General features: G+C 60.8%; 20 protein-coding genes. 12 read left to right on the forward strand and 8 right to left on the reverse strand.

Features of this window, described 5'->3' with window-relative positions:
• Positions 1–145: 145 nt before the first annotated feature.
• From ggt to PYH37_RS01145, 3 genes are all read right to left on the reverse strand, one after another.
• Positions 146–1,768, reverse strand: a complete 1,623-nt coding sequence (ggt, locus tag PYH37_RS01135; protein WP_280731633.1) for a gamma-glutamyltransferase — start codon at positions 1,766–1,768, stop codon at positions 146–148.
• Between the two features lie 139 nt (positions 1,769–1,907).
• Complete coding sequence (locus tag PYH37_RS01140; RefSeq protein WP_280731634.1) at positions 1,908–2,477, reverse strand: NnrU family protein; 570 nt, start codon at positions 2,475–2,477, stop codon at positions 1,908–1,910.
• A 204-nt stretch (positions 2,478–2,681) separates the two neighbouring features.
• On the reverse strand, positions 2,682–2,924 hold the full coding sequence (locus PYH37_RS01145) for a helix-turn-helix domain-containing protein (protein ID WP_280731635.1): 243 nt from the start codon (positions 2,922–2,924) through the stop codon (positions 2,682–2,684).
• Positions 2,925–3,236: 312 nt separating this feature from the next.
• Between PYH37_RS01145 and PYH37_RS01150 the strand changes: the two genes are divergently transcribed.
• Complete coding sequence (locus tag PYH37_RS01150; RefSeq protein WP_280731636.1) at positions 3,237–3,566, forward strand: hypothetical protein; 330 nt, start codon at positions 3,237–3,239, stop codon at positions 3,564–3,566.
• A gap of 204 nt (positions 3,567–3,770) precedes the next feature.
• Here the strand turns inward: PYH37_RS01150 and PYH37_RS01155 are convergent, their stop codons facing one another.
• The 3 genes from PYH37_RS01155 to PYH37_RS01165 form a co-directional block, all read right to left on the reverse strand.
• Complete coding sequence (locus PYH37_RS01155; protein WP_425336087.1) at positions 3,771–4,259, reverse strand: Ros/MucR family transcriptional regulator; 489 nt, start codon at positions 4,257–4,259, stop codon at positions 3,771–3,773.
• Between the two features lie 424 nt (positions 4,260–4,683).
• The gene (locus PYH37_RS01160) at positions 4,684–4,860 is read right to left on the reverse strand and encodes a hypothetical protein (protein ID WP_280731638.1); all 177 of its coding nucleotides are present in this window, start codon (positions 4,858–4,860) and stop codon (positions 4,684–4,686) included.
• Between the two features lie 394 nt (positions 4,861–5,254).
• On the reverse strand, positions 5,255–5,380 hold the full coding sequence (locus PYH37_RS01165; protein WP_280732546.1) for a hypothetical protein: 126 nt from the start codon (positions 5,378–5,380) through the stop codon (positions 5,255–5,257).
• Between the two features lie 382 nt (positions 5,381–5,762).
• Between PYH37_RS01165 and asnB the strand changes: the two genes are divergently transcribed.
• From asnB to nadE, 4 genes are read left to right on the forward strand one after another with little or no spacing between them, the layout of a single operon-like run.
• Positions 5,763–7,700 carry an asparagine synthase (glutamine-hydrolyzing) gene (gene asnB, locus PYH37_RS01170; protein WP_280731639.1) on the forward strand — a complete coding sequence of 646 codons (1,938 nt, stop codon included), beginning with the start codon at positions 5,763–5,765 and terminating at the stop codon, positions 7,698–7,700.
• A 23-nt stretch (positions 7,701–7,723) separates the two neighbouring features.
• Positions 7,724–7,990 (forward strand): acyl carrier protein, encoded by a 267-nt coding sequence (locus tag PYH37_RS01175; protein ID WP_280731640.1) that lies wholly within the window; start codon positions 7,724–7,726, stop codon positions 7,988–7,990.
• A gap of 29 nt (positions 7,991–8,019) precedes the next feature.
• Positions 8,020–9,567 (forward strand): class I adenylate-forming enzyme family protein, encoded by a 1,548-nt coding sequence (locus PYH37_RS01180; RefSeq protein WP_280731641.1) that lies wholly within the window; start codon positions 8,020–8,022, stop codon positions 9,565–9,567.
• Positions 9,564–10,571, forward strand: coding sequence for an NAD(+) synthase (nadE, locus tag PYH37_RS01185; RefSeq protein WP_280731642.1), 1,008 nt, complete (start codon positions 9,564–9,566; stop codon positions 10,569–10,571). Before PYH37_RS01180 ends, nadE begins: the two co-directional genes overlap by 4 nt.
• Before the next feature lie 52 nt (positions 10,572–10,623).
• On the opposite strand, the gene PYH37_RS01190 is transcribed toward nadE, so the two are convergent.
• Both PYH37_RS01190 and PYH37_RS01195 read right to left on the reverse strand, forming a co-directional pair.
• A complete protein-coding gene (locus tag PYH37_RS01190; RefSeq protein ID WP_280731643.1) occupies positions 10,624–11,739 on the reverse strand; it encodes a hypothetical protein in 1,116 nt (371 codons plus the stop codon).
• Positions 11,736–12,482, reverse strand: a complete 747-nt coding sequence (locus PYH37_RS01195) for a N5-glutamine methyltransferase family protein (protein WP_280731644.1) — start codon at positions 12,480–12,482, stop codon at positions 11,736–11,738. The genes PYH37_RS01190 and PYH37_RS01195 overlap by 4 nt, the downstream gene beginning before the upstream one ends.
• A gap of 213 nt (positions 12,483–12,695) precedes the next feature.
• On the opposite strand from PYH37_RS01195, the gene PYH37_RS01200 reads away from it, so the two are divergent.
• From PYH37_RS01200 to PYH37_RS01230, 7 genes are all read left to right on the forward strand, one after another.
• Positions 12,696–14,015, forward strand: a complete 1,320-nt coding sequence (locus tag PYH37_RS01200; protein ID WP_280731645.1) for a lipopolysaccharide biosynthesis protein — start codon at positions 12,696–12,698, stop codon at positions 14,013–14,015.
• Between the two features lie 64 nt (positions 14,016–14,079).
• Positions 14,080–15,150 (forward strand): GNAT family N-acetyltransferase, encoded by a 1,071-nt coding sequence (locus PYH37_RS01205; RefSeq protein WP_280732491.1) that lies wholly within the window; start codon positions 14,080–14,082, stop codon positions 15,148–15,150.
• Positions 15,151–15,287: 137 nt separating this feature from the next.
• Positions 15,288–16,874 (forward strand): GumC family protein, encoded by a 1,587-nt coding sequence (locus PYH37_RS01210; RefSeq protein ID WP_280731646.1) that lies wholly within the window; start codon positions 15,288–15,290, stop codon positions 16,872–16,874.
• 13 nt (positions 16,875–16,887) lie between these two features.
• The gene (locus PYH37_RS01215) at positions 16,888–17,208 is read left to right on the forward strand and encodes a hypothetical protein (RefSeq protein ID WP_280731647.1); all 321 of its coding nucleotides are present in this window, start codon (positions 16,888–16,890) and stop codon (positions 17,206–17,208) included.
• On the forward strand, positions 17,201–17,956 hold the full coding sequence (locus PYH37_RS01220) for a polysaccharide deacetylase family protein (protein WP_280731648.1): 756 nt from the start codon (positions 17,201–17,203) through the stop codon (positions 17,954–17,956). Before PYH37_RS01215 ends, PYH37_RS01220 begins: the two co-directional genes overlap by 8 nt.
• 12 nt (positions 17,957–17,968) lie before the next feature.
• On the forward strand, positions 17,969–19,213 hold the full coding sequence (locus tag PYH37_RS01225) for a glycosyltransferase family 4 protein (protein ID WP_280731649.1): 1,245 nt from the start codon (positions 17,969–17,971) through the stop codon (positions 19,211–19,213).
• Between the two features lie 330 nt (positions 19,214–19,543).
• Entirely contained in the window at positions 19,544–20,668 is a 1,125-nt protein-coding gene (locus PYH37_RS01230; protein ID WP_280732492.1) for a glycosyltransferase family 4 protein, read from the forward strand.
• Positions 20,669–20,702 lie beyond the last annotated feature (34 nt).

The following is a 20,702-nucleotide window of genomic DNA, read 5'->3' on the forward strand; positions in this document are numbered from 1 at the left end:
GGCATCGAAGGCGGAGCCCAGATGACTACACCTTTCTCAAGGTGGCGCTTCTTTTGTACACGTGATGTGAATCCGATAGCTGAAGCGGGAGAGGGGGCCCATCGCGCCAGCGATGGGAGGGTAAGCGGCTATTAGCACGCATGCTTCAATAAGCCAGCGCGCAGCCGTCCTTGCGCGGATCCGAGCCGGCCTGCAGCACGCGGCTGGCCGCGTCGATCATGATCGCCTGGCCTCCGCCATGGGGCATCTCGGCCATCTTGATCTCGTGGCCCAGCGCCGCGAGGCCGTTCAGCACATCCTTGCGGATGCCGCGCTCGGCCTCGAATCGGCCCATCTGGTGAAAGCCGCGGGCGCAGTCGATGGCCTCCTGCACATTCATGCCAAAGTCGAGCATATTGGTCAGCACATGGCTTTGGCCGACCGGTTGAAAGCCGCCGCCCATCACGCCGAAGCAGAGCCAAGGCTTGCTGTCCTTCAGGGCCATCGCCGGGATGATGGTGTGCAGTGGGCGCTTCCAGGGCGCCACGCAATTGGGATGCGCGGGATCGACGCGGAAGCCGGCGCCGCGGTTCTGCAGCAGCACACCGGTCTTCGGGCTGGTCAGGCCGGTGCCATAGGGCCAGAACAGCGAGTTGATGAAGGAGCAGGCATTGCCCTGCTCGTCGACCACGCCGATATAGATCGTATCGCGATAAGTGGTGCCGCCAGCCGGGCCTAGGGCCGGCATAGCTTTCTTCAGGTCGATGCGGCTGCGCAGCTCATCGGCGAAGCCGCGCGAGAGCAGCTTGTGCACAGGCACATCGGCAAAGGCGGGGTCGGCGACATACATATCGCGCGCCTGGAAGGCCAGCCTTGTGGCCTCGGCTTCGATATGAAAACGCTCGACGCCGACCGGATCGTATTTGCTCAAGTCGAAGCCGCTCAGGATGTTGAGCATCAGCAATGTCGTGATGCCGACGCCGTTCGGCGGAATCTCCAGCAGCTCGATTCCGCGATATGTCGTCGAAATCGGCTCGACCCAGAAGGCCTCTTGCGTGGCGAAATCCTCCAGCGCATGCATGCCGCCCAGGCTGCGTAAGTAGGTCACCATGTCCTCGGCGACCCAGCCGGTGTAAAAGCCGTCGCGGCCCTTGGCGGCGATCTCGCGGAAGACCTTCGCATGCTCGGGCTGGCGGAAGACCTCACCGACCTCAGGGGCGCGGCCGCCGTTTTTCAACCACATGCGCGCGGTATTGGCGTCCGCCTTCAGCTTGCCTTCGTTGCGGGCCCAATCGATGGCGACGCGCTCGGTCAACGCAAAACCTTCCTCGGCATGGCGGATGGCGGGCTGCAGCAGCTCGGCCAGCGGCATGGAGCCGAAGCGCTGGTTCAGCTTGCTCCAGGAATCGATTGCGCCGGGGATGGTGACGGCATGCACCGAGGTCAGCGGGATCTCTGTCAATCCCTGCTTCAGCAGATGCTCGGCGGTGAGTCCCTTAGGCGCGCGACCCGAGCCGTTCAGGCCATAGACTTTTCCGCCCTTCGTGGTGTCGGTACCCGCCAGATTGATGCTAGCGGGGGCGAAGAGAACGAAATTGTCGCCGCCGATGCCGGTCGAGCCCGGCTCTACCACGCATTGCACGGCGCAGGCCGCGATAGCGGCGTCGGCGGCGTTGCCGCCGCGGCGCAGGATCTCGATGGCGGCGAGTGTGGCAAGAACGTGCGAGGTGGCGGCGGCGCCGTGCCGGCCGATGACGACGGAACGGCCGGGCAGGTGCAGGTCACGCATCGGACTGGGACTCCGGGAGGCTCGGGGAAAACTCAGGACCCGGAGCCTATGCCTATGCCCGCTGGATGGAAAGGCTGGTGTCACCTGACCGGGCTTCCCTCCTGCTACCCAATTGCCGCCGCAATCTGCGATGTGCGGATCAGGGCAGCGACGTAACGCCAAACAGCCATTCGTGCAGTTTCCATACGAACAGTACATAAACCAAGACGCCTGCGATCGCAGCCATCATGTCCCATTTTGCCGGCCCCGGCGCCGGTATGTCATCGCCCCGGCGTTTGACCGAGATGCGATCGGCTACCGCCCAGGCAAGAAACGCACCGAAGAGCAAAAGCGAGGCGAGATCGCCATTGGCGAGCAGATGCGCAAGAGCCCAGATCTTCACCGATACGAGCATTGGATGCTTCAACGCCGGCTTCAGGCGACCCGCAGGGAAGGCAAACACCATGAGGCTGATGAAGGCGAAAAGCATCAGCGCCAGAGCGATATGCTTCATCCAGACCGGTGGCTCGTAAAGGACGGGAGCATCCGGCCTGGCAATGGAGAACCCCCAGGCGATAAGCACGAAACCGATCAGCGCGGTGAGCGAATAGAACCCTCTCCAGGGCCCATCTCCCATAACCGCAATGCGCCGGTTGCGCCAGGCCGGCGCAAAAATGCGGACCGAGTGGACGCCGAGAAAGATCAGCAGGCCGAGAATCAGGATAAACATCGTCGCCTCCGCGAGAATTACGCGCCAACCTAGCCGGTTGCTTGGAAGCGGCACTCCATGCCGCGCCTGAGATCAGCATTATTCACTGCTGCGAAGACTACAGCCCTGCCAAGGACCAGCAATCTTGTCGTCAAGAATATTCTCCCCGCCTTCGGCGCATGAGCGACATAGGCTTTGGTATTGGCGAAAAGATCGAAAAAGTGGCTAGTTGAGCAGGAACGTGGAGGTTGGCACTCGAAGTGCAGCGGCGATGCGCCTGAGCCTGCCTGGATCGACATCATCACCCAGTTCAATCCTTGTGATTTCGGCGCCAGTCAGACCGCAGGTTAATGCGAGGTCCTCGACGCTATATCCCACCGCTTCGCGAGATCGCCGGACAGCGTCGCCTATATCGATGTGGCCCAGGCACGTGGCGGAGGCGTCTATATTGTACGTTGAATTTATCATGAGATGACTCCATCGGTCAGGCGCAACGAGCGGGGCCCTTCGTGTAGGAAGCCTGCAGCCCTGGAAAAGTCCGGCCAGACAGACTGATTATTGTTGCAGTGCAATATAAGTTCAAAGGATGACGATGCAAGGCATCGCTGGATACCGACTTTATCGGCGGCACAGCCGCGAAGATGACTAGCGGCAGGGCAGCCTGTCGGCGACCAGCCGCTCTTCTGCCGCGCCAACAACATGGCTGATTGAGATTAAACCGACGTTCAAACTTAGGGGATATCTAGTTGAGCACGTCGATTTTGATCTGAGTTTGTATTGATGAGCGAATTTCAAAACAAAGCTGTTAAACTTCTGGCGGCCTGCGCCGGAGAAGCTTCAATGAGTGATCTTGCACAGCGCCAGCGGAACCTTCTGATGTCGGCCCGGGAGCTCTACCGTGCTCTGGGAGGACCGTTTGAGCAACTCGAGGCAGCCATAATGCAAGATGAAGCGAGCACTCCCCGGCGCGTTGACCTGATCGTCGGCGATCTGATGAAGGAATTGGCGGCCATCAGTCACATATACGACATGGACATCATGCAGGCCGGCCACAACACACTCGACAAGCTGATTTGCGAGAAAGGTCTTCCGTCGTTTGATCAAGCCTGATTGCGCTGGCTGACGGTCACAAGTGGTGCGAAGGTTTGTCAGCGTATCGGGCGCGCCGATAGACGTGTGATCTTCCGAACCGGAACCTCAAAATCCGAAGGTCCTTGGCGCCTTTGCCTCTTCGTCCGCGGATCGCCCGGCGCACAATCGGTCCGCGTTCAAAACGGGCCAACCTCGCCTTTAGATTTGCAACCATGTAAGCATTCATTCCGATCGCCCAAGCGACTCCCGAAACTTCAGACCGATTTTCGTGCGAGCGGGAGGTGCCGGCTCTGGCTCTGATGTCGCCCGTCTCTTGCCCAAGCCGGACGCGCGTGCGAGCTGCGAGCGTTGTTGAGCATAGTTTGGAGCAATCATCGGGTAGTCAGCGGGAAGACCCCACTTCTCACGATATTGCTCCGGTGTGAGACCATACTTCGCAATCAGGTGCCGCCTCAGGGATTTGAACTTCTTGCCATCCTCCAGGCAAATGATGAAATCGGCCGTTACGGACTTCCTAACCGGGACGGCAGGGCGCTGTTCTTCGACGGCGGGTTCGGCCTTGTCTGGCTGAGATGTGCCGTTCAGTGAAGCATAGGTCTGCTGGATAAGTTTGGACAGATCGCCGGCAGGAACGACATTGCGGCTCAGATAGGCGGCGACGATCCGGCTGGTGAGCTCGAGCCTCCGCTCCTCTTTGTCCGAACGCGATATACTCAACGTTCTACTCCTATGGTCTTTCCCGTCACTTAGATCCGCCTGGGCAATTTGCAGGTATTTCGATCGGAAGGAAGGCGGTCAGTGAGGCGGGTTGCCTTTATCGACAGATTTTCCGGTCATTTGTTCTGATGTTTTGATCTCCCAGCTTCATTCTCGGTGCCAGAGTCTCATTGGATTTCTATCGTGATGCCTTCTTCGCACTCGACTAACATCCCAGGGCCGAGGAATACTGAACACCAATGGCAGCACAGCTTGAGATGTTTGCGTCGCCACATGGGGCAGACGCCACCGCGCTCGCGTTTGCTCGGTGCTGAGAGGACAACGAACGGGGACGATCTGTTTTGGATCAGCGGAAAGGTTGAGACGTTTGACCAAATGCATCTCTGATGGAAGTGCAGCCGGAAGTATGACGGAAGCGCTAGCTCTTTTGCGAGCTCTGCGTGGGTGCGGCCGAATCCGGCCCCGTCGTGCTGTCGGAACGCCGATCATTCGCCCTGACGGCTTCGATCTCCAGGTGGCGTTCCGCGTGACGCATGTGCTGCCACTCCCTTTCGAAGCGCAGAAACACATCCGTCGCGATAAATTTCGGCTGCATCTGACCCTCCTCGCGGCTGCGTCAGGAACACGGGAGAGGCAATCTTAGTTCCCGCGCGATCTCTTGAATGGCTGTCGATGAAAAGGCTTTCGGGTGAGCAGGCTGGCGCTTGGACTGCCTCCGGTGTTCTTGCGGCGGTTCGCCCCTTGACGCCAATAGGTGAACCCGCGCGGCTGCTGATCGATAATGCGGCGGGGGTCCACCTATCGCCCCTGGAGCTGGTGAGGCCGCCGTTGCAGATGCGGCAATTCCGGCGGCCTCTAGGCTTGCGCCTCACGCAGGATTTCACTCCTGGCGGGGCCACTCGTCAAGGTTTAGCACTTACTCAATTCGAGTTAGAAGTTTAGATCGGAAGGTTGTGCGTTCTGGGAGATCACTCTGCGACTTGCGCAGCCTAAATAGCCTGCATCGTCAACGAGGCCGCACCGGCAATCAGCCCGATCGCCAGGACAATGGCGACGCCATATCTCATCATCTTCACGCGGCGCGTCCGTTCGCCGCTCCAATCGTAGCCCATCATGCGCTCCGAGGGTTCTTGCACTTCAAGCGCATGGACGTTGAATGCTTTTCGTTAACAAAGAGAAAATTTCCCGCCCATGCACAAATCTTCAGCCGTTGGCGGAAAGTCCCGACTGCTCGACTCAAACGACATCTCGTGTTCCTTTTGCTCGTCGTTACCCAATGATTGTACTTACCAACGGCATTTAAATAAATTTTTCTATAAATCTTATATAAGTATATTTCACGAGGTAGTTTACTATCGTGAGCTGAACGGCGTCTTTTTTCTGGTGTTCAACTGACTAATTTACCATTTTTACAAAAAACCTTTGGCGCTTAACTTCCTGTCGTTGGCATTCAGTCTATACTCTGAATGTGATTGCGGGGCGTGAGAACGATTTGGCATGTGCGGTTTTGGTGGTTACTTTGGTTCAAATCGGGACGGAAGACCCCTTCTCGAAAAAATGACGGCCGCGATAGCTCATCGCGGGCCTGACGAGCAGGGGCTCTTCACCGCGCCCCTTATCGGACTCGGCCACGTGAGACTATCGATCGTCGGGCTCGGCGATGGCCAGCAGCCCATGTCCGATGCGAGCGGTGAGCTGACAATCGCCTTCAACGGCGAGATCTTCAACTATGTCGAGTTGCGCGAGCAGCTTCGCGCCAAGGGCCGCCGTTTCAGGACCTTGAGCGACACGGAGGTCATCCTGCACCTTTATGACACGATGGGCGAGGACTGCGTCTCCATGCTCAACGGTGACTTTGCCTTTGCGATTTGGGATGCCCGACGCCGGCGTCTGATGTTGGCGCGAGACCGCATGGGCGTACGGCCGCTGTTCTATACGCAGCATGGCGGAACACTCTATTTCGCCTCCGAGGTCAAAGCGCTCCTCCAAGTTCCCGGCGTTTCCGCCGAAATCGACCCGATCGCGCTTGATCAGATTTTCACACTCTGGGCGCCGATTGCACCCCGCACGCCCTTCCGGAACATTCATGAGCTTGAGCCCGCCCATTTGATGATTGCCGACGAGAGCGGGATCGTCGCGAGGCCTTATTGGAACCTTCAGTACCCGGATCGGGATTCGCCGCCCCGCTACACGGATGAAAGGGGCGCAGCCGAGGAATTGCGTGCGCTCTTGACGGATGCAACCCGTATCCGCATGCGAGCCGATGTGCCTGTCGGGGCGTATCTCTCGGGTGGGCTGGATTCCTCGATCGTCTCAGCTTTGGCAGCCGGCATGACGCCGCAAGGTCTTCGGACGTTTTCCGTGACCTTCGACAGTGCGGAACATGATGAAAGCGCCTTCCAGCAGGAGATGGCCGCAGCGCTCGGCACGCATCATAGTGCCGTTGCCTGCGGCGCCGGCGACATCGCAAGGGCCTTCCCCGAAGTCATACGATTTACCGAAAGGCCGATTCTCAGAACGGCGCCCGCTCCACTATACCAATTGTCGGGCCTGGTGCGTGAGGCGGGGCTTAAGGTGGTGCTGACGGGCGAGGGCGCGGACGAAGTCTTCGCCGGGTACGACATCTTCAAGGAATCGCGCGTGCGCCGCTTCTGCGGCCGTCAGCCGGGCTCGCGCATGAGGCCGCATCTCTTCCGCAAACTCTACCCCTACTTGCCGAGTCTTAAACAGCAGTCGGCTGAGTATCTGGCGGCGTTTTTCGGCGCGGGTAACGATGCCCTTGACGATCCGCTCTTTTCCCACAGGCCGCGTCTCAAAGGCACGGCCGCGGCGAAAATGTTCTTCTCTGGCGATCTGCGCGCTGAACTCAAGGACTATGACGCAACCGCCGAGCTTGTCAGCCGTCTTCCGCAGGATTTCGATCGCTGGCATCCCTTGCATCAGGCGCAATATCTCGAAAGCCGTTTCCTGCTGCCCGGCTATATTCTTTCGAGCCAGGGCGACCGAATGGCAATGGCGCACGGCATTGAGGGGCGCTTTCCGTTCCTAGACCATCGTCTGGTGGAATTTGCCGCCAGCCTGCCGCCGGAAATGAAGCTCAAGGGCCTGGTCGAAAAACACATTCTGCGCGAGGCGACGACAGATCTCCTGCCCCCCAGCATCGGCAAGCGAACCAAGCAGCCCTATCGTGCACCCGACAGTCATTCCTTCAGCGGTCCAGGCGAACTCGATTATGTCCTCGCTGCCTTGGGCGAGGAAAGCATCGATGCCGGCGGCCTTTTCAGCGCGAAGGCGGTCGCCAAGCTTTACGAAAAGTGCCGGTCGCGCCCCGCTTCAGGCTTTCGCGACAACGCGGCTTTCGTCGGCATCCTGTCGACGCAGCTTTGGCTGCAAACATTCACCAGCGCCAGCATCCGAGAAGCGGAAGCAGCCTGAACGAGACGAAGAAAGGAAAAGACATGACGGAAACGATCAGGGACAAGGTCAAGGCCTTCATCACAGAGAATTTTCTCTTCGGCGACACGTCTCACGAACTCGCCGATATGGCATCGCTGATAGAGAACGACATCATCGATTCGACCGGCGTGCTCGAACTCGTCGCCTTCATTGAGGACAACTTCGGCCTAGCGATGGCCGATTCCGACATCGTTCCTCAGAACCTGGATTCGGTTGCGCGTATTTCGGCCTTTATCGCGGCAAAGGCCGCAATGCCGGTCACGGCGTAAACGGGCAACGGGGCGGGGGCACCAGGACCATGCGGTTTGAGCAATTCCTCATCAGGAACGCTGCGGCCCAACGGGCAAAGACGGCGTTGGTCACCGACCGGAAACGGTTGTGTTACGACGAACTGGATGATCTTTCGACGCGGCTTGCGGCCGCGCTTGCTGCAAACGGCGTGAAGCGGAACGATCGGGTTCTGGTCTTCATGGACAATTGTTGGGAAGCGGCGGTCTCGATCTTCGCAATTCTCAAGGCCGGCGCGACTTTCAGCCCGATCAACGCCTCCACCAAGGCCGACAAGCTCGCCTATATTGTCTCCGACTGCGAGGCGAGGGCGCTCCTGACGCAGGCCAAACTGATGCCCATCGTCACCGAGGCGCGGGCTCTATCTTCAGGAGAACCGCTTTTCGTCGCCTCGACTGCGTCCGCAAACGGCAGCGTGCCTGGCGGCGCGGCTTCTTTCGATGAATGCCTCGCGGTTGAACCCTCTCCGGTGCGCCATGGCGGCATCGATGTCGATCTCGCCATGCTGATCTATACGTCCGGTTCGACGGGTCGCCCAAAGGGGGTAATGATGACCCACCGCAACATCGACGCGGCGGCGGAGTCGATCACCACCTATCTTTGCAACACATCGGACGACATCATTCTCAACGTGCTGCCGCTCGCCTTCGACTACGGCCTTTATCAGCTGCTGATGGCGATTCGGCTCGGTGCGACGCTCGTTCTCGAAAAATCCTTCGCATTTCCCCATGCGATCTTCGAACGGATCCGCGCTGAAGGCGTGACCGGCTTTCCGCTGGTGCCTACCATGGCAGCCATGATTTTGCAGATGCGCGATATCGAGCCCGGCTTTCTGCCGAGCCTACGTTATATCTCCAACACCGCCGCCGCCCTGCCGCCAGCGCATATCGCGCGGCTCCGAGAGCTCTTCCCGTCAGTACGGCTTTATTCGATGTACGGACTGACGGAATGCAAGCGCTGCACCTACCTGCCGCCGGACCAACTCGATCGGCGTCCTGGATCGGTCGGGATCGCCATTCCGAACACCGAGGCCTTCGTGGTCGACGACGAAGGAAACCGGGTGCCGCCCGGCGTACCGGGCGAACTCGTCATCCGCGGCCCGCATGTCATGCAAGGCTATTGGCGCAATGCAGCGGCGACCGAGCTTATGCTGCGCCCGGGTCCGAACCCGTGGGAGAAAGTGCTTTATACCGGCGACCTCTTCCGCACCGATGAGGAAGGCTTTCTCTATTTCGTCGGTCGCAAGGACGACATCATCAAGACGCGCGGGGAGAAGGTGGCGCCAAAGGAGGTCGAGACCGTCCTGCACGCCCACCCCGGAATCGCCGAAGCTGTGGTTATCGGCGTTCCCGATCCGGTGCTCGGCCATGCGATCGGCGCGCTCATCGTGCTTTCGGATCCTTCATTGAGCCAGCAGGACATCATTCGCCATTGTGTGCGCCATCTTGAAGATTTCATGGTGCCGAAGATCGTTGAATTCCGCACCGAGCTTCCGAAAACGGATACAGGCAAAGTCAGCCGCAGGCTCGCGGCGGAAACATTGGAGCCCGCAGAATGAATATTCGCCCGGACCAGCACCCGTCCATCTTCTCTTCCGATAGCCTTCATATCGATAGCGCCGCAGAGACCGACCGTATCGTTGCGGGCTTGCGCGAGCAATTGCGCGGCATGCGCAAGCGCGGCCTCGTGCTCGGCCTTTCGGGGGGGATCGACTCCAGTGTCTCGGTGGCGCTCGCCGTTCGCGCCGTCGGAGCCAGGAACGTCTTCTGCCTGTTCATGCCGGAAAACGACTCCGACCCCGAGAGCCTTCGTCTCGGTCGGCTGGTGGCGGAAATCTTCGGTGTCGATGCGATCGTCGATGACATCGGTCCGACGCTTAAAGCCATGGGTTGTTACGAGCGTCGCGACGCCTTCATTCGTCAACTCGTTCCCGACTACGGGCCGGGTTGGGCCTCGAAGATCGTCATCGCCAACGCGCTTCAAGGCGACGGCTACAATATCTCCTCGCTGGTGGTTCAAGATCCCGAGGGCCATCAGACAAAGATGCGCATGCCGCCCACCGTCTACCTCGGCATCGTTGCCGCGACGAACATGAAGCAGCGCATGCGCAAGCAACTGGAATACTATCATGCCGATCGGTTGAACTTCGCGGTTCTCGGCACGCCGAACAGGCTCGAATATGATCAGGGATTTTTCGTCAAGAACGGTGACGGCGCAGCAGACGTCAAGCCGATCGCCCATCTCTACAAATCACAGGTCTATGCGCTCGCCGCTTTTCTTGGCGTACCCGAAGAGATTCGGCGCCGGCCGCCGACCACCGATACCTATTCGCTGGAGCAGACGCAGGAGGAGTTCTATTTCTCCCTGCCATACGACCGCATGGATCTCTGCCTCTATGGTCTCAACAAAGGCTTGAGTGCCGAAGAGGTCGGCCGTGCAGCAAATCTGACGGCGCTTGAGGTCGAGCGTGTCTGGGCCGATATCGCCGCGAAACGAAAGGCCACACGTTATCTGCACCTTGGACCGCAACTCGTGGACGCGGTCGCAGAAATCGGCGGTTGATCGGACCTACTGTCTAGCATTCCCGTGCGGCTGAGTGAAACGCAAACGCCTCTTAGTCGAAGCGGCCGCCGATCAGACGGCTCCAATGTTCTCCCGCCAATCCATTCATGAAGCCTTGCGAATTGCGGAAGGCTTCGACGAGCTCCTCGTCGCGCGAGTGAACGACGGTCGAGGCCGCATGAAAGAAAGCAATGCGACGACCCATCATCGCTTCGAGCAGAGCAGGCTGGGTTCTGCCGCGCAATGCTGCCGCCCCTCGTGCGGCGGCATGTTCGATAAGACAATCGATCACCGGACCGGCCTGTCCGGGCCGGGCGACGATCTGAAGGACGCGCGCGATGCCGCCGGGTTTCGCGTGATAGAAAAACGCTCCAATCGGCGCGCCGCCGCGCGTCGTCACCGCAGCAAAGACCGGTTCGCCGTATTCCGGTTTATCGGCTGCATCGGCCAGGACATGGTCGAGTTGGCCCTCCGCCCAGTCCGGTTGCAGGGCAAATTGCGCCGTCAGCGGCCCGAAAAGAGCGGCAAATGCATGGCGGTCGATATCGCGCACTTGCAGCGCGGCGTAAGCAGAGCGGTTTTCCGGCACGCCCGACCAACGCAATTCGCCGGGACCCATCTTCGTCAGATATCGCCGATCGAAGGTGCGCGCCAAAGGGCTGAGTGCGCGGGTCAGGCGAAGCCGGCTCGCGACGAGGTCGAGTGCGAAGGCTGCAGGCCGGATAATGCGCACCCAGTCGAGACTGTATTGCGGCAGCGCGACGCCGCGCAGCTTCGTCCACATCTGTGCGGATACTTCGCTCGCCGTTTCGCTGAAGGAGAGGTCCTGCGGGCCCGCGAGGAAAGCTTTGAGGAGTCTCGCGCCGGCCAGCGGGTCGCTCTCGCGGCCCTCAACCATGAGAGATCCGCAAATCGCAGCACGAAGCCGCCTGCCCTTGTAAGTCATTGGCAATGCATTCACGCCGACGAAACCGGAGATGCGACCATCGCCGTTGACGTGAACGACAGGGGCGATTTCCCGGTCGCAGCCTGGCGCTTCCAGATACAGTCGGCGAAGATAGTCGACGAGAGCAATGGGCGGCTCTGCGTTGCTGTTGCGGAATATTTTCTGGAACAGCCCGGCAACGGCCGGAATGTCTCCCGCCGTAAGCGGACGGATGTCGCTCATCGGTTGCGCCTCTCGCCCTCGCTTCCGTCTGTCGCCGGCGCTTCGCCACCGAGTTTTCGTACCAGGGCGACGCGCGGTTCGCCGGCAGCGTCATGAGCAAAAGCCACGGTCTCGTAGGCCTTCGTTCGGGCGAGAAGGGCTGCCGCCTGACGGTCCTGTCCCTCTCCGAATTCGAAGAGGAGCCAGCCACCCGGCTTCAGGAACGTAACGGCCTCGCGGATCAACCGCTGGTGGATCGAGATGCCGTAAGGACCGCCGTCGAAGGCTGCGCGCGGTTCGCTCTTCAGAAGATGGGCGCTGTCGCTTTCAAGGCGGGACGTCGAGATATACGGCGGATTGCAGACGATCACGTCGGCCGAACCCACGAAATTTTCGCCTTCGAGGGCCGCAAATAGGTCGCCCTGCCGGATGAAGACACGCTCGCCAAGACCGAGACGCTCAATGTTTCTGCGGGCAAGAGCCACCGTACTATCAGTCAGGTCCGCGCCCCAGACCCGCGCTAGCGGAATTTCGGTGGCGATCGCCAGAGCGAGGTTGCCGGAGCCACAGCACATGTCGATTACTGTCGCTTGTCCGATGTGATCGCGAAGGATCGCGACCGCGCTTCGCCCGAGGAGTTCGGTTTCTTGCCGCGGCACAAGCACGTCGGGCGCCAGCTCAAGCTCAACACCCATGAACCGATGAAGCCGGGGCGAGTGGTCGTCAGCCGGGCTGCCGTTAAAATGATTATCGTCCTGCAGCACGAACGCTCCTTAGATTGTCGGATAAGGCGGTGATCGGTGCGGATACTAGCGCACCCAGGTAAACGGAAGCTGAAATGCAATTGAAACGGGCACGTTAACCGCGCAATCATTTCTGCGTGCTAATTTGCGCCGCAATCGGCGGGAGCGGGGCGGCGAAATGACGAGCCGCCCGATGCCGAGCACCTCTACCGTCGAATTGTCAGGGCAGAGCGGATGGCATCGGAAGGCATAACGGACTCGCGCGGGTACAAACCATTTCTGCCGATGGTCCTCTCCTATATGGCCTCCAGCGGTAGTCTGGTCCTCGGGTCCGTGGCGCAGCTCCTCACCTTCTCCATTCTCGCCCGCTGGCTCGGCGTTCATGAATTCAGCGCCTTCGTCGCCATTACGGCCGTCGCCAACATAGCGGTCCACCTGTGCGGCCTCGGAGCCATGGAATCCCTCGTGCGCCGCGTTGCCCGCGATCATGCCATCTATCCGCAAATGCTCGGGCACAATATTCTTTTGACGGCGGCAAGCGGACTCGTGCTGGTCCTGATCGGCGCCGGCGTCCTGCCGATCTTCTTTACGCTGTCGCCGGATCCGGTCACGAATTTCGTAGTGATCGCGCTGATGCTGATCACCAACATCGTCCTGGTGCGGATCATCGTTCTGATCGAGCAGATCTTCATCGCCCACTCCGATTTCTCGTCCGCGAACAAGGTCGTCGTCGCCTTTGCCGTGGCGCGGACGGTTGCGGCCGCGCTCGCCTGCATCGTCTTTGGCGTTTCGACCATCGCGTCTTGGGCCATATGGCAGTTCGTATGTCACGTGCTTTTGGCAGCGGTCTGCATGCGGGCTATCGGCGGGCTGGGCGAACCCCGTTATTGCATCCTGCGGGAGGAATTGCCGCAGGGCCTCTATTTCAGCATTCCGTTCATCCTGCGCGCGCTGCGGCAGAACGCCGACCTGCTGGTGCTGAGCCTCGTCACCACGGCTGAGATCGTCTCGAGCTACAGTGTCGCGCGACGGATGCTGGAGAGCAGCTATCTTTCGGTCGAGGCGCTCAACCGCCTGATCTATCCGGGTTCCGCCAGGGTCTCGGCTGCAGGCTTGCACCACGCCTTGCAGCTGGTTCTGCGCGTGCTCGCCGCTGCGATCGTCATCAGCCTCGCAGCGGCGGTGACCGTCTTTGTGCTCGCCCCGATCCTGCCCTATCTCTTCGGTCGGGAATACATTTCTCTCGTCGGCTTTGTCAGGATCCTGTGCTGGGTCGTCGTGCCGCTTGCGGTCTGGTCGGTAGCAGTGGAAGCGCTCGGCGCTTCTGGCTACCACGCGGCCCGCGCGGCCGTCATGGGGCTCGGGAGCATTGTCGGGGCAGGCCTTGCCGCCTGGGCGAGCTGGTACGCTCCGCCGGCCGGCACATTCGTGTCGTTCTATCTGATCGAAATCGCGATGGTGGTGGCCGCATGGGGCGTTTTCCTGCGTTACGTGCGACGCGACCGGGAACTGGCTGAACTCGATCTGCCGGCGGGCAGGGCTCATGAAGGCTGAGTTGCGGGAGGTCGGGCCGCCTTCGACGGTGGAAATTGATCCGCGGCGGCCGGCGGCTCGCCCGATGACGCGCAGCGACATTCCCGCCATCGGAAGGCTGTTCAACAGGGTCTTCCGCAAGCGCGATAGCGAGGCGGGAAAGGATCTCTGCGGCTATCTCGAAACCATCTTCTTTGGCAGCCCTTGCTATGCTCCGGAACAGGGCAGCATCGTGCATGAGAACGGTGCCGGCGGTATAGACAGTGCCATCCTGTCGCTGCCGATGGAGTTCACCGTACACGGCCGCGCGACGATGGCGCGCCTACTTTGCGCCTTCATGGCGGACGGCAAGGCCGGGGCGGCCGGCGCGGCACGTCTTGCCCGCATCATGCGGGCCGCTCGCCAGGACATGTGCTTTTCGGACAATGCTTCGCCCGTGAGCGCCGACCATTGGGCGGCCGGCGGCGGCTTCGTTCTGCCGATCCAGAGTCTGGAATGGCAGCGCTCCTTTTTGCCTCTCGCGACCGCGGCCCTTCTCGCCGCTCGACGGATCCCCATCGTTGGGTCGCGCATCGTCGTCGGCGCGCTCGGGCTGGTCGACCGAGCACTGCGCCGGCTGAAGCCCTCAAAGCGATCGGTCACTGCGGCCGCGTGCCGGACAAGGGCCGGGAATCTCGCCGAATTTCTGCACTGTGCGACGCCCATGCTCGAGCGCTTCTCCATCCGACCCGTATGGTCGAAGGCGGAATTCGACTGGCTCGTCGAGGTTGCCGCGCTGAACCGGAGCCTGGGAACGCTCCAGTGCAGGATGGTGGTCGGCGATGATGACCGCACGATCGGCGCATTCCTCTTCTTCGGGAAGCCCAAAGGCATCGCCACTGTGCTCAACATCCTTTGCGAGGAGGGGCGCGAGGTCGACGTCACAGCCGAGATGTTCGCCAGCCTCGATGCGGAAGGCTTTGCTGTCGCTGTAGGCATGGCGCAATCTTTCCTGATCAACGCCATATCGCGCCAGCGGTGGCTCACCTTCCGGCACCGCGGCTATTTCTGCATGGTTACCCGCCATGCTGACCTCAGGGACGCGGCCTTGCTGGGCGACATCTATATCGGCGGGCTCGCATCGGAAAGCTGGAGCAGGCTGCTGACGGATTTTTAAGAGGTCAAAGAAGGTTACCGCCCGCCGGGCGGCTTAACGGAATATTCACTCTGCAATCCTAATTCTTAACGATCAGTGCGGCGAACGCAGGGGCAATGCTCTTCGGTGGCTTCGAGGGCATGCATGGGGACAATAGGATGTATCGGCGGAGCGAGCCTGAGGACCAAGGATTGCGCCTGCAGACACGCCGTCGCTCCAGCGGCGGTTCGCTGCTCGACCTTGTGCCGACGATAGACGAAGAAGCGCGGCCCGTAACGGTTGGAGAGAGGATTTCCGCCCGCGACCCGGATATTGTCCGGCCTGTTCCCGCACCTCAGCCGAAGTCCGGCGGCCTCGCCGAGATCCTTCCGGGGCTGCATGCGCTCGCAAGCATCGGAATTGATGATGTCATCCTATGGCTGCGCGACGGCATTCGCTGGATGATCATCGCCTTCATCGTTTGCGTCGCCGGCGCGCTCGCCTATGCGTTGGCAGCTTCTCAGCGCTATACCGTCTACACTGACCTCGTCGTGGATCCTTCCAATCTTAACGTCGTCAGCGATGACGTCTTTACGACCAACCCGCAGCGTGACGCGCAACTGCTCGAGGTCGAAAGCAAACTCCGGATTCTGACATCGCGCAACGTTCTGAAACGCGTGGTCGACGGTCTGCAGCTCGCGAACGATGCCGAATTCGTCAAACCGACGCCACTGGCTCTGCTGACGGCGCTGTTCTCGTCGCCGGACGGCAAGGCTGACAACGAACTGGCAGCCATGCGCGCATTGACGGAGAGGGTCGAGGCGCGCCGGGAAGAGCGTTCGTTCGTGGTGGTTCTCAACGTCTGGAGCGAGGATCCGGCAAAGGCCGTCACCATCTCCGACGCGATCGTCGACGCCTTTGAAGCGGAGCTTTTCCAATCTTCTGCCGAGAGCGCCGGCCGTGTGGCGCAGAACCTGAATGCGCGCCTCGATGAGTTACGCCGCAACGTGACCGAGGCCGAAAAGAGGGTCGAGGATTTCAGGCGGGCGAACGGGTTGCAGTCGAGCAACAACGGCGAACTGGTGAGCAATCAGCTTTCCAGCGAACTCAACACCCAGGTTCTCGAGGCCCAGCAACGCTTCATCCAGGCGGAAACCCGCTATAAGCAGATGAGCGCGGCCATTGCGCAGGGCCAGACTGCCAGCGCCTCGGTGTTCGAGTCCGCCAACATGACGAGCTTGCGCCAGCAATATAATGCCCTGCAGCAGCAGATAGGCTCGATGCAGCTCACCTACGGGGAAAAGCATCCGCGCCTCGCTGCCGCCCGCTCCGAACGCGCGACCCTCGAAGCCGCCATCAACCAGGAAGCCCGCCGCATATCGGAGCGTGCAAAGGCCGACTACGATCGTGAACGCTCCGCGCTCGATGCTCTGCGGGCCAAGGCAAACGATGAGACGTCGAACGTCTTCGCCGACAATGAGGCGCAGGTTCACCTGCGCGACCTGGAACGCGACGCTCGCACCAAGGCGGCGATCTACGAAACACATCTTGCGCGCACCCAGCAGATCACGGAGCGCCAGCAGATCGACACCACCAATATCCGGGTCATCTCGCGGGCGGTACCGCCGAATTCACGCAGTTGGCCGCCTCGCACCATCATCCTGCTTATCGGGGGTGCCGTGTTAGGGCTGATCGCGGGCGTAGCCATGGCGGTGGCGCTCGGGCTGTGGAGATATCTTCGCGGCCAACAGCCTGCTGCCGCATAGAGGCTGCTGGAGAATGAGCAGGGCCGCCTCTATACAGACCAGTGCGCGGGACGCTCTGAGGCTAAGCGTAGGCACACTCCGCTTCACGACGATGTTTACATTCCTCTCGGTCTCCGTCACAGCCTTCCTCGACCGGACGGGGGAGGCGGTGCTCGATCCCTCTGCTGGAAATTCCAACCGGGTGAACCAGATCCTGGCGCTGCTGCTTTTCTTTGGCATGCTCGGTTACAGCCTGCGTCATCCGATGCGGAAGACAATCTTGCACCTGCAATCGAGCGCCGTGCTGGCGGCCGCTTCTGTCTCGCTAAAAAGGAATCGTGTGGCTCATGCTTAATGAGGAAAGCAAGATCGGCGCGCTCATCGACAGGCTGGCGAACCGGGCGATCTGGAAGCTCGCGCGGGCGCGGCGGCGCCTGGAAACGGATGTACCGCTCGTCTCCTTCACCTTCGACGACGTTCCCGATAGCGCGCTTCACGACGGCGCGGCCATTCTGGAGAAACACGGCGCGCGGGGGACTTTCTACATCGCCGGCGGTCTTGCCGGCCAGGTGGAGCGCGACCGGACGCTGATCACGTCCGAGGGGTGCGGCGAGCTTCTGGCGCGGGGACACGAGATCGGCTGCCATACCTACTCGCATCGCAGGATACGCGATTTCGGCCGTCTTGGCGGGGATCTCGACCGCAATGCAGACTACCTGAAGAGCGTCGGCGTCTCGCCGCCGGCGACCAATTTCGCCTTTCCTTACAATGCCGCCTGGCCGCTTGCGCGCGCCGAATTACGCCGGCGTTACCGGACGTGCCGTGCGGGCGGCGAGGCCATCAACCGCGGATCGGTGGATCCGCTGATGCTCAGGGCCGTGGAGATCCGCCAGCCTGAGCAGGATGCATGGGCGCTCACCCGCTGGATCGACGACGTCGCGGCGCAGCCCGGCTGGCTGATCTTCTTCACGCACGACATCGCCCCGCGGCCGACACCCTACGGCTGCACGCCGAAAACCTTCGAGCATCTCGTGCGCTACGCGGTCGAGAAGGGATGCTGCGTGCTCCCCGTCGATCATGCGCTCGATAGGCTCAACTGGTAGGAGGCCCCCCGCGTGCCGAAGCTCGAAGATACCGGAAAGCGCCTGCTCGCGATCAACAATTACTTCTATCGCCGCGGCGGAGCGGAGGCGGTCTTCTTCGATCATATGAGCATGTTCGGGGAGATCGGTTGGGATGTCGTGCCGTTTGCCATGCAGCACGACAGCAACGAGCATACGCCATGGTCTGACTACTTCGTCTCCGAGATCGAGTATGGCCGGCAGACCGGTCTTCTGCGGAAAGTCGCGCAGGCGGCGAGCGTCATCTATTCCGTCGAAGCCCAGCGTAAGGTCGGCAAGCTGATCGAGCGCGTGCGGCCGTCGGTGGCGCACGCCCACAACGTCTACCACCATCTCTCGCCGGCGATTTTCTCGACCCTGAAATCCGCCGGCATTCCGGTGGTCATGACGGTTCACGATCTCAAGCTCGCTTGCCCCTCCTATAAGATGCTCCGTGACGGAAAGGTCTGCGAGGACTGTCGCGGCGGAAAAATCCATAACGTTCTTCGTCATCGCTGCATCAAGGACTCGGTGCCCCTGAGCGCCGTCGTGCTCGCGGAGACGATGCTGCACCGTTTGCTTGGCCTTTATCGCGATAAGCTGGAGCGCCTGGTCGTGCCAAGCCGCTTCTATTTGGAAAAGCTCGCCGAATGGGGCTGGCCGCGCGAAAAGATGATCCACATACCCAATTTCGTGGACGTCTCCGCCTATCGCACCGATTGGAAAGAGGGGGATTATTTCGTCTTCGCCGGCCGCCTCGCTCCAGAAAAGGGGCTTGCAACCTTGATCAGGGCGGTCGCCCTTTCGGGGCAGCGGCTGATCGTCGCCGGGACCGGCCCGGAAGAGGCAAGCCTTCGGGAACTGGCCGGGGAAGTTCGGGCCGATGTCACCTTCGCGGGCTATCTCTCCGGGGAAAAGCTGCATCGCCTTATCGGCGAGGCCCGTGCCCTCGTTCTTCCGTCGGAATGGTACGAGAATGCGCCGATCAGCATCCTCGAATGCTACGCCCTGCAACGGCCCGTCATTGGCGCTGCCATCGGCGGCATTCCGGAGATGGTGCGGGAAGGCGAAACCGGTCTTTTGGCGGCCTCGGGACAGGTGGAGGATCTCGCCAGGGCGTTGCGCGAGATGGCGGCTTTTTCGCCAACGGCTCGCGCTCGCATGGGCGCGGCGGGACGATCCTGGATTGCAAGCGAATTTTCCGCGGCCGCCTATCGCACAAGGACGCTCGACCTCTACTCCGCCCTCGGCGCTGCCTGAACTTCGGCGTGCGGTCCTTCCGCCGAAGCCAGCACCGGGGCGTTTGATTTTCGACCAGTCTCTTAGAAATTTAGCGATCTATTTGCGGAGATAGTAAGTGTTCTGCTCGTAAAAGGTGTCCAAGGGAACTTCCCGGGGCGGACAACCATGAGCACAAAGTCTGGACTCTTGCAAGATCATCGCCCACGCGACGGCGGTGGGTATCGGCTGTCCGAAATGCCGGCCCAAGCTCCGGCCGGCTCGGCGGCACTGGAGGCAACGCCAGCGGCGCTCGTCGGCGAGCCATTGTCCTCAGAACAGCTTGATGGTTTGGCCTCGCGCTTGCGAACCATGAACAGGACGGGCCGCCGCCGGGTAATCATGCTCGGCCTGCGCGGCATTCCAAACGTGCAGGGCGGAGTGGAAAAGCACGTCGAAATGCTTGCCGGCAGGCTGAGCGGGCATGGCTGGGACGTCGAAATCGTCGGCCGCCGCCGCTATCTTAAGAATCGATCGTCGCATTCGTGGAACGGTATTCGTGTCTTTCCTCTCTGGGCGCCGCGGCTGATGGCACTGGAAGCTATCGTCCACACCTTCATCGGCGTGTGTTTCGCCGCCTTGCGTCGACCCGATATCCTTCATATTCATGCAGTCGGGCCGGCACTCCTGGTGCCCTTCGCCCGTCTTCTGCGCATGAAGGTCGTCGTTACCCATCACGGCTATGATTACGACCGGCAGAAATGGAACACCTTCGCCAAGAACATGCTGAAGCTCGGCGAACGCTTTGGCATGCGCCTTTCTCATGGTCGCATAGCGATTTCGAAGGAGATCGTTGAGACGATGGGCGAGCGCTACAATGTGCCCGTCGCCTTCGTGCCAAACGGGGTTGCCGTTCCTTCTTCTGTCGGAGCAACCGGCATTCTGGCGGAGTTCGGACTGAAGCGACGCCGATACATTCTTCTTGCTGCGCGGCTGGTGCCGGAAAAGCGGCAGATTGATTTGATCCAGGCATTTGCCAAACTCGGCAATTCCGAATTCAGGCTGGTGCTTGCCGGGGGCGCGGAATTCGAGACGCCGTATGCCCAACAGGTCAGGGCGATCGCCGGCAGCGTCCCTGGCGTCGTTCTGACCGGGTTCCAATCGGGCGACAGGCTAGCGGAACTCTTCGCCAACGCAGCGCTCTTCGTCCTTCCCTCAAGCCATGAAGGCATGCCGATCGCTCTTTTAGAGGCGCTAGCCTATGGTCTGCCGGTTCTGGCGAGCGACATCGTCGCAAACCGCGAGCTCGGTTTGCCAGCCGAAGACTATTTTCCCCTTGGCGACATCGACGCCCTCGCGGCAGCCATCGACCTGAAGATCGCGAATCCCCCGAGCGAAGACGAAGTTCTTTCGCAGATCGAGCATGTCGAATTAACCCACAGCTGGACAGGCGTCGCGCTGAAAACGCTCGAGGTCTATGGAGCGCTCACGAAATAACTCTGCCGCCGGCTGGCTCGCCTGACTTATGTGC

The organism is Sinorhizobium numidicum (assembly GCF_029892045.1).
Lineage (GTDB): Bacteria > Pseudomonadota > Alphaproteobacteria > Rhizobiales > Rhizobiaceae > Sinorhizobium > Sinorhizobium numidicum.

What these genes read in the sequence shown, in the direction of transcription:
- asnB (WP_280731639.1), top strand. Translation starts at nt 5,763, where the DNA reads ATGTGCGGTTTTGGTGGTTACTTTGGTTCAAATCGGGACGGAAGACCC.
- nadE (WP_280731642.1), top strand. Translation starts at nt 9,564, where the DNA reads ATGAATATTCGCCCGGACCAGCACCCGTCCATCTTCTCTTCCGATAGC.
- PYH37_RS01215 (WP_280731647.1), top strand. Translation starts at nt 16,888, where the DNA reads ATGAGCAGGGCCGCCTCTATACAGACCAGTGCGCGGGACGCTCTGAGG.
- PYH37_RS01210 (WP_280731646.1), top strand. Translation starts at nt 15,288, where the DNA reads ATGTATCGGCGGAGCGAGCCTGAGGACCAAGGATTGCGCCTGCAGACA.
- PYH37_RS01150 (WP_280731636.1), top strand. Translation starts at nt 3,237, where the DNA reads ATGAGCGAATTTCAAAACAAAGCTGTTAAACTTCTGGCGGCCTGCGCC.
- PYH37_RS01165 (WP_280732546.1), bottom strand. Translation starts at nt 5,380, where the DNA reads ATGATGGGCTACGATTGGAGCGGCGAACGGACGCGCCGCGTGAAGATG.
- PYH37_RS01190 (WP_280731643.1), bottom strand. Translation starts at nt 11,739, where the DNA reads ATGAGCGACATCCGTCCGCTTACGGCGGGAGACATTCCGGCCGTTGCC.
- ggt (WP_280731633.1), bottom strand. Translation starts at nt 1,768, where the DNA reads ATGCGTGACCTGCACCTGCCCGGCCGTTCCGTCGTCATCGGCCGGCAC.
- PYH37_RS01160 (WP_280731638.1), bottom strand. Translation starts at nt 4,860, where the DNA reads ATGCAGCCGAAATTTATCGCGACGGATGTGTTTCTGCGCTTCGAAAGG.
- PYH37_RS01230 (WP_280732492.1), top strand. Translation starts at nt 19,544, where the DNA reads ATGAACAGGACGGGCCGCCGCCGGGTAATCATGCTCGGCCTGCGCGGC.
- PYH37_RS01200 (WP_280731645.1), top strand. Translation starts at nt 12,696, where the DNA reads ATGGCATCGGAAGGCATAACGGACTCGCGCGGGTACAAACCATTTCTG.
- PYH37_RS01145 (WP_280731635.1), bottom strand. Translation starts at nt 2,924, where the DNA reads ATGATAAATTCAACGTACAATATAGACGCCTCCGCCACGTGCCTGGGC.
- PYH37_RS01140 (WP_280731634.1), bottom strand. Translation starts at nt 2,477, where the DNA reads ATGTTTATCCTGATTCTCGGCCTGCTGATCTTTCTCGGCGTCCACTCG.
- PYH37_RS01175 (WP_280731640.1), top strand. Translation starts at nt 7,724, where the DNA reads ATGACGGAAACGATCAGGGACAAGGTCAAGGCCTTCATCACAGAGAAT.
- PYH37_RS01180 (WP_280731641.1), top strand. Translation starts at nt 8,020, where the DNA reads ATGCGGTTTGAGCAATTCCTCATCAGGAACGCTGCGGCCCAACGGGCA.
- PYH37_RS01220 (WP_280731648.1), top strand. Translation starts at nt 17,201, where the DNA reads ATGCTTAATGAGGAAAGCAAGATCGGCGCGCTCATCGACAGGCTGGCG.
- PYH37_RS01205 (WP_280732491.1), top strand. Translation starts at nt 14,080, where the DNA reads ATGACGCGCAGCGACATTCCCGCCATCGGAAGGCTGTTCAACAGGGTC.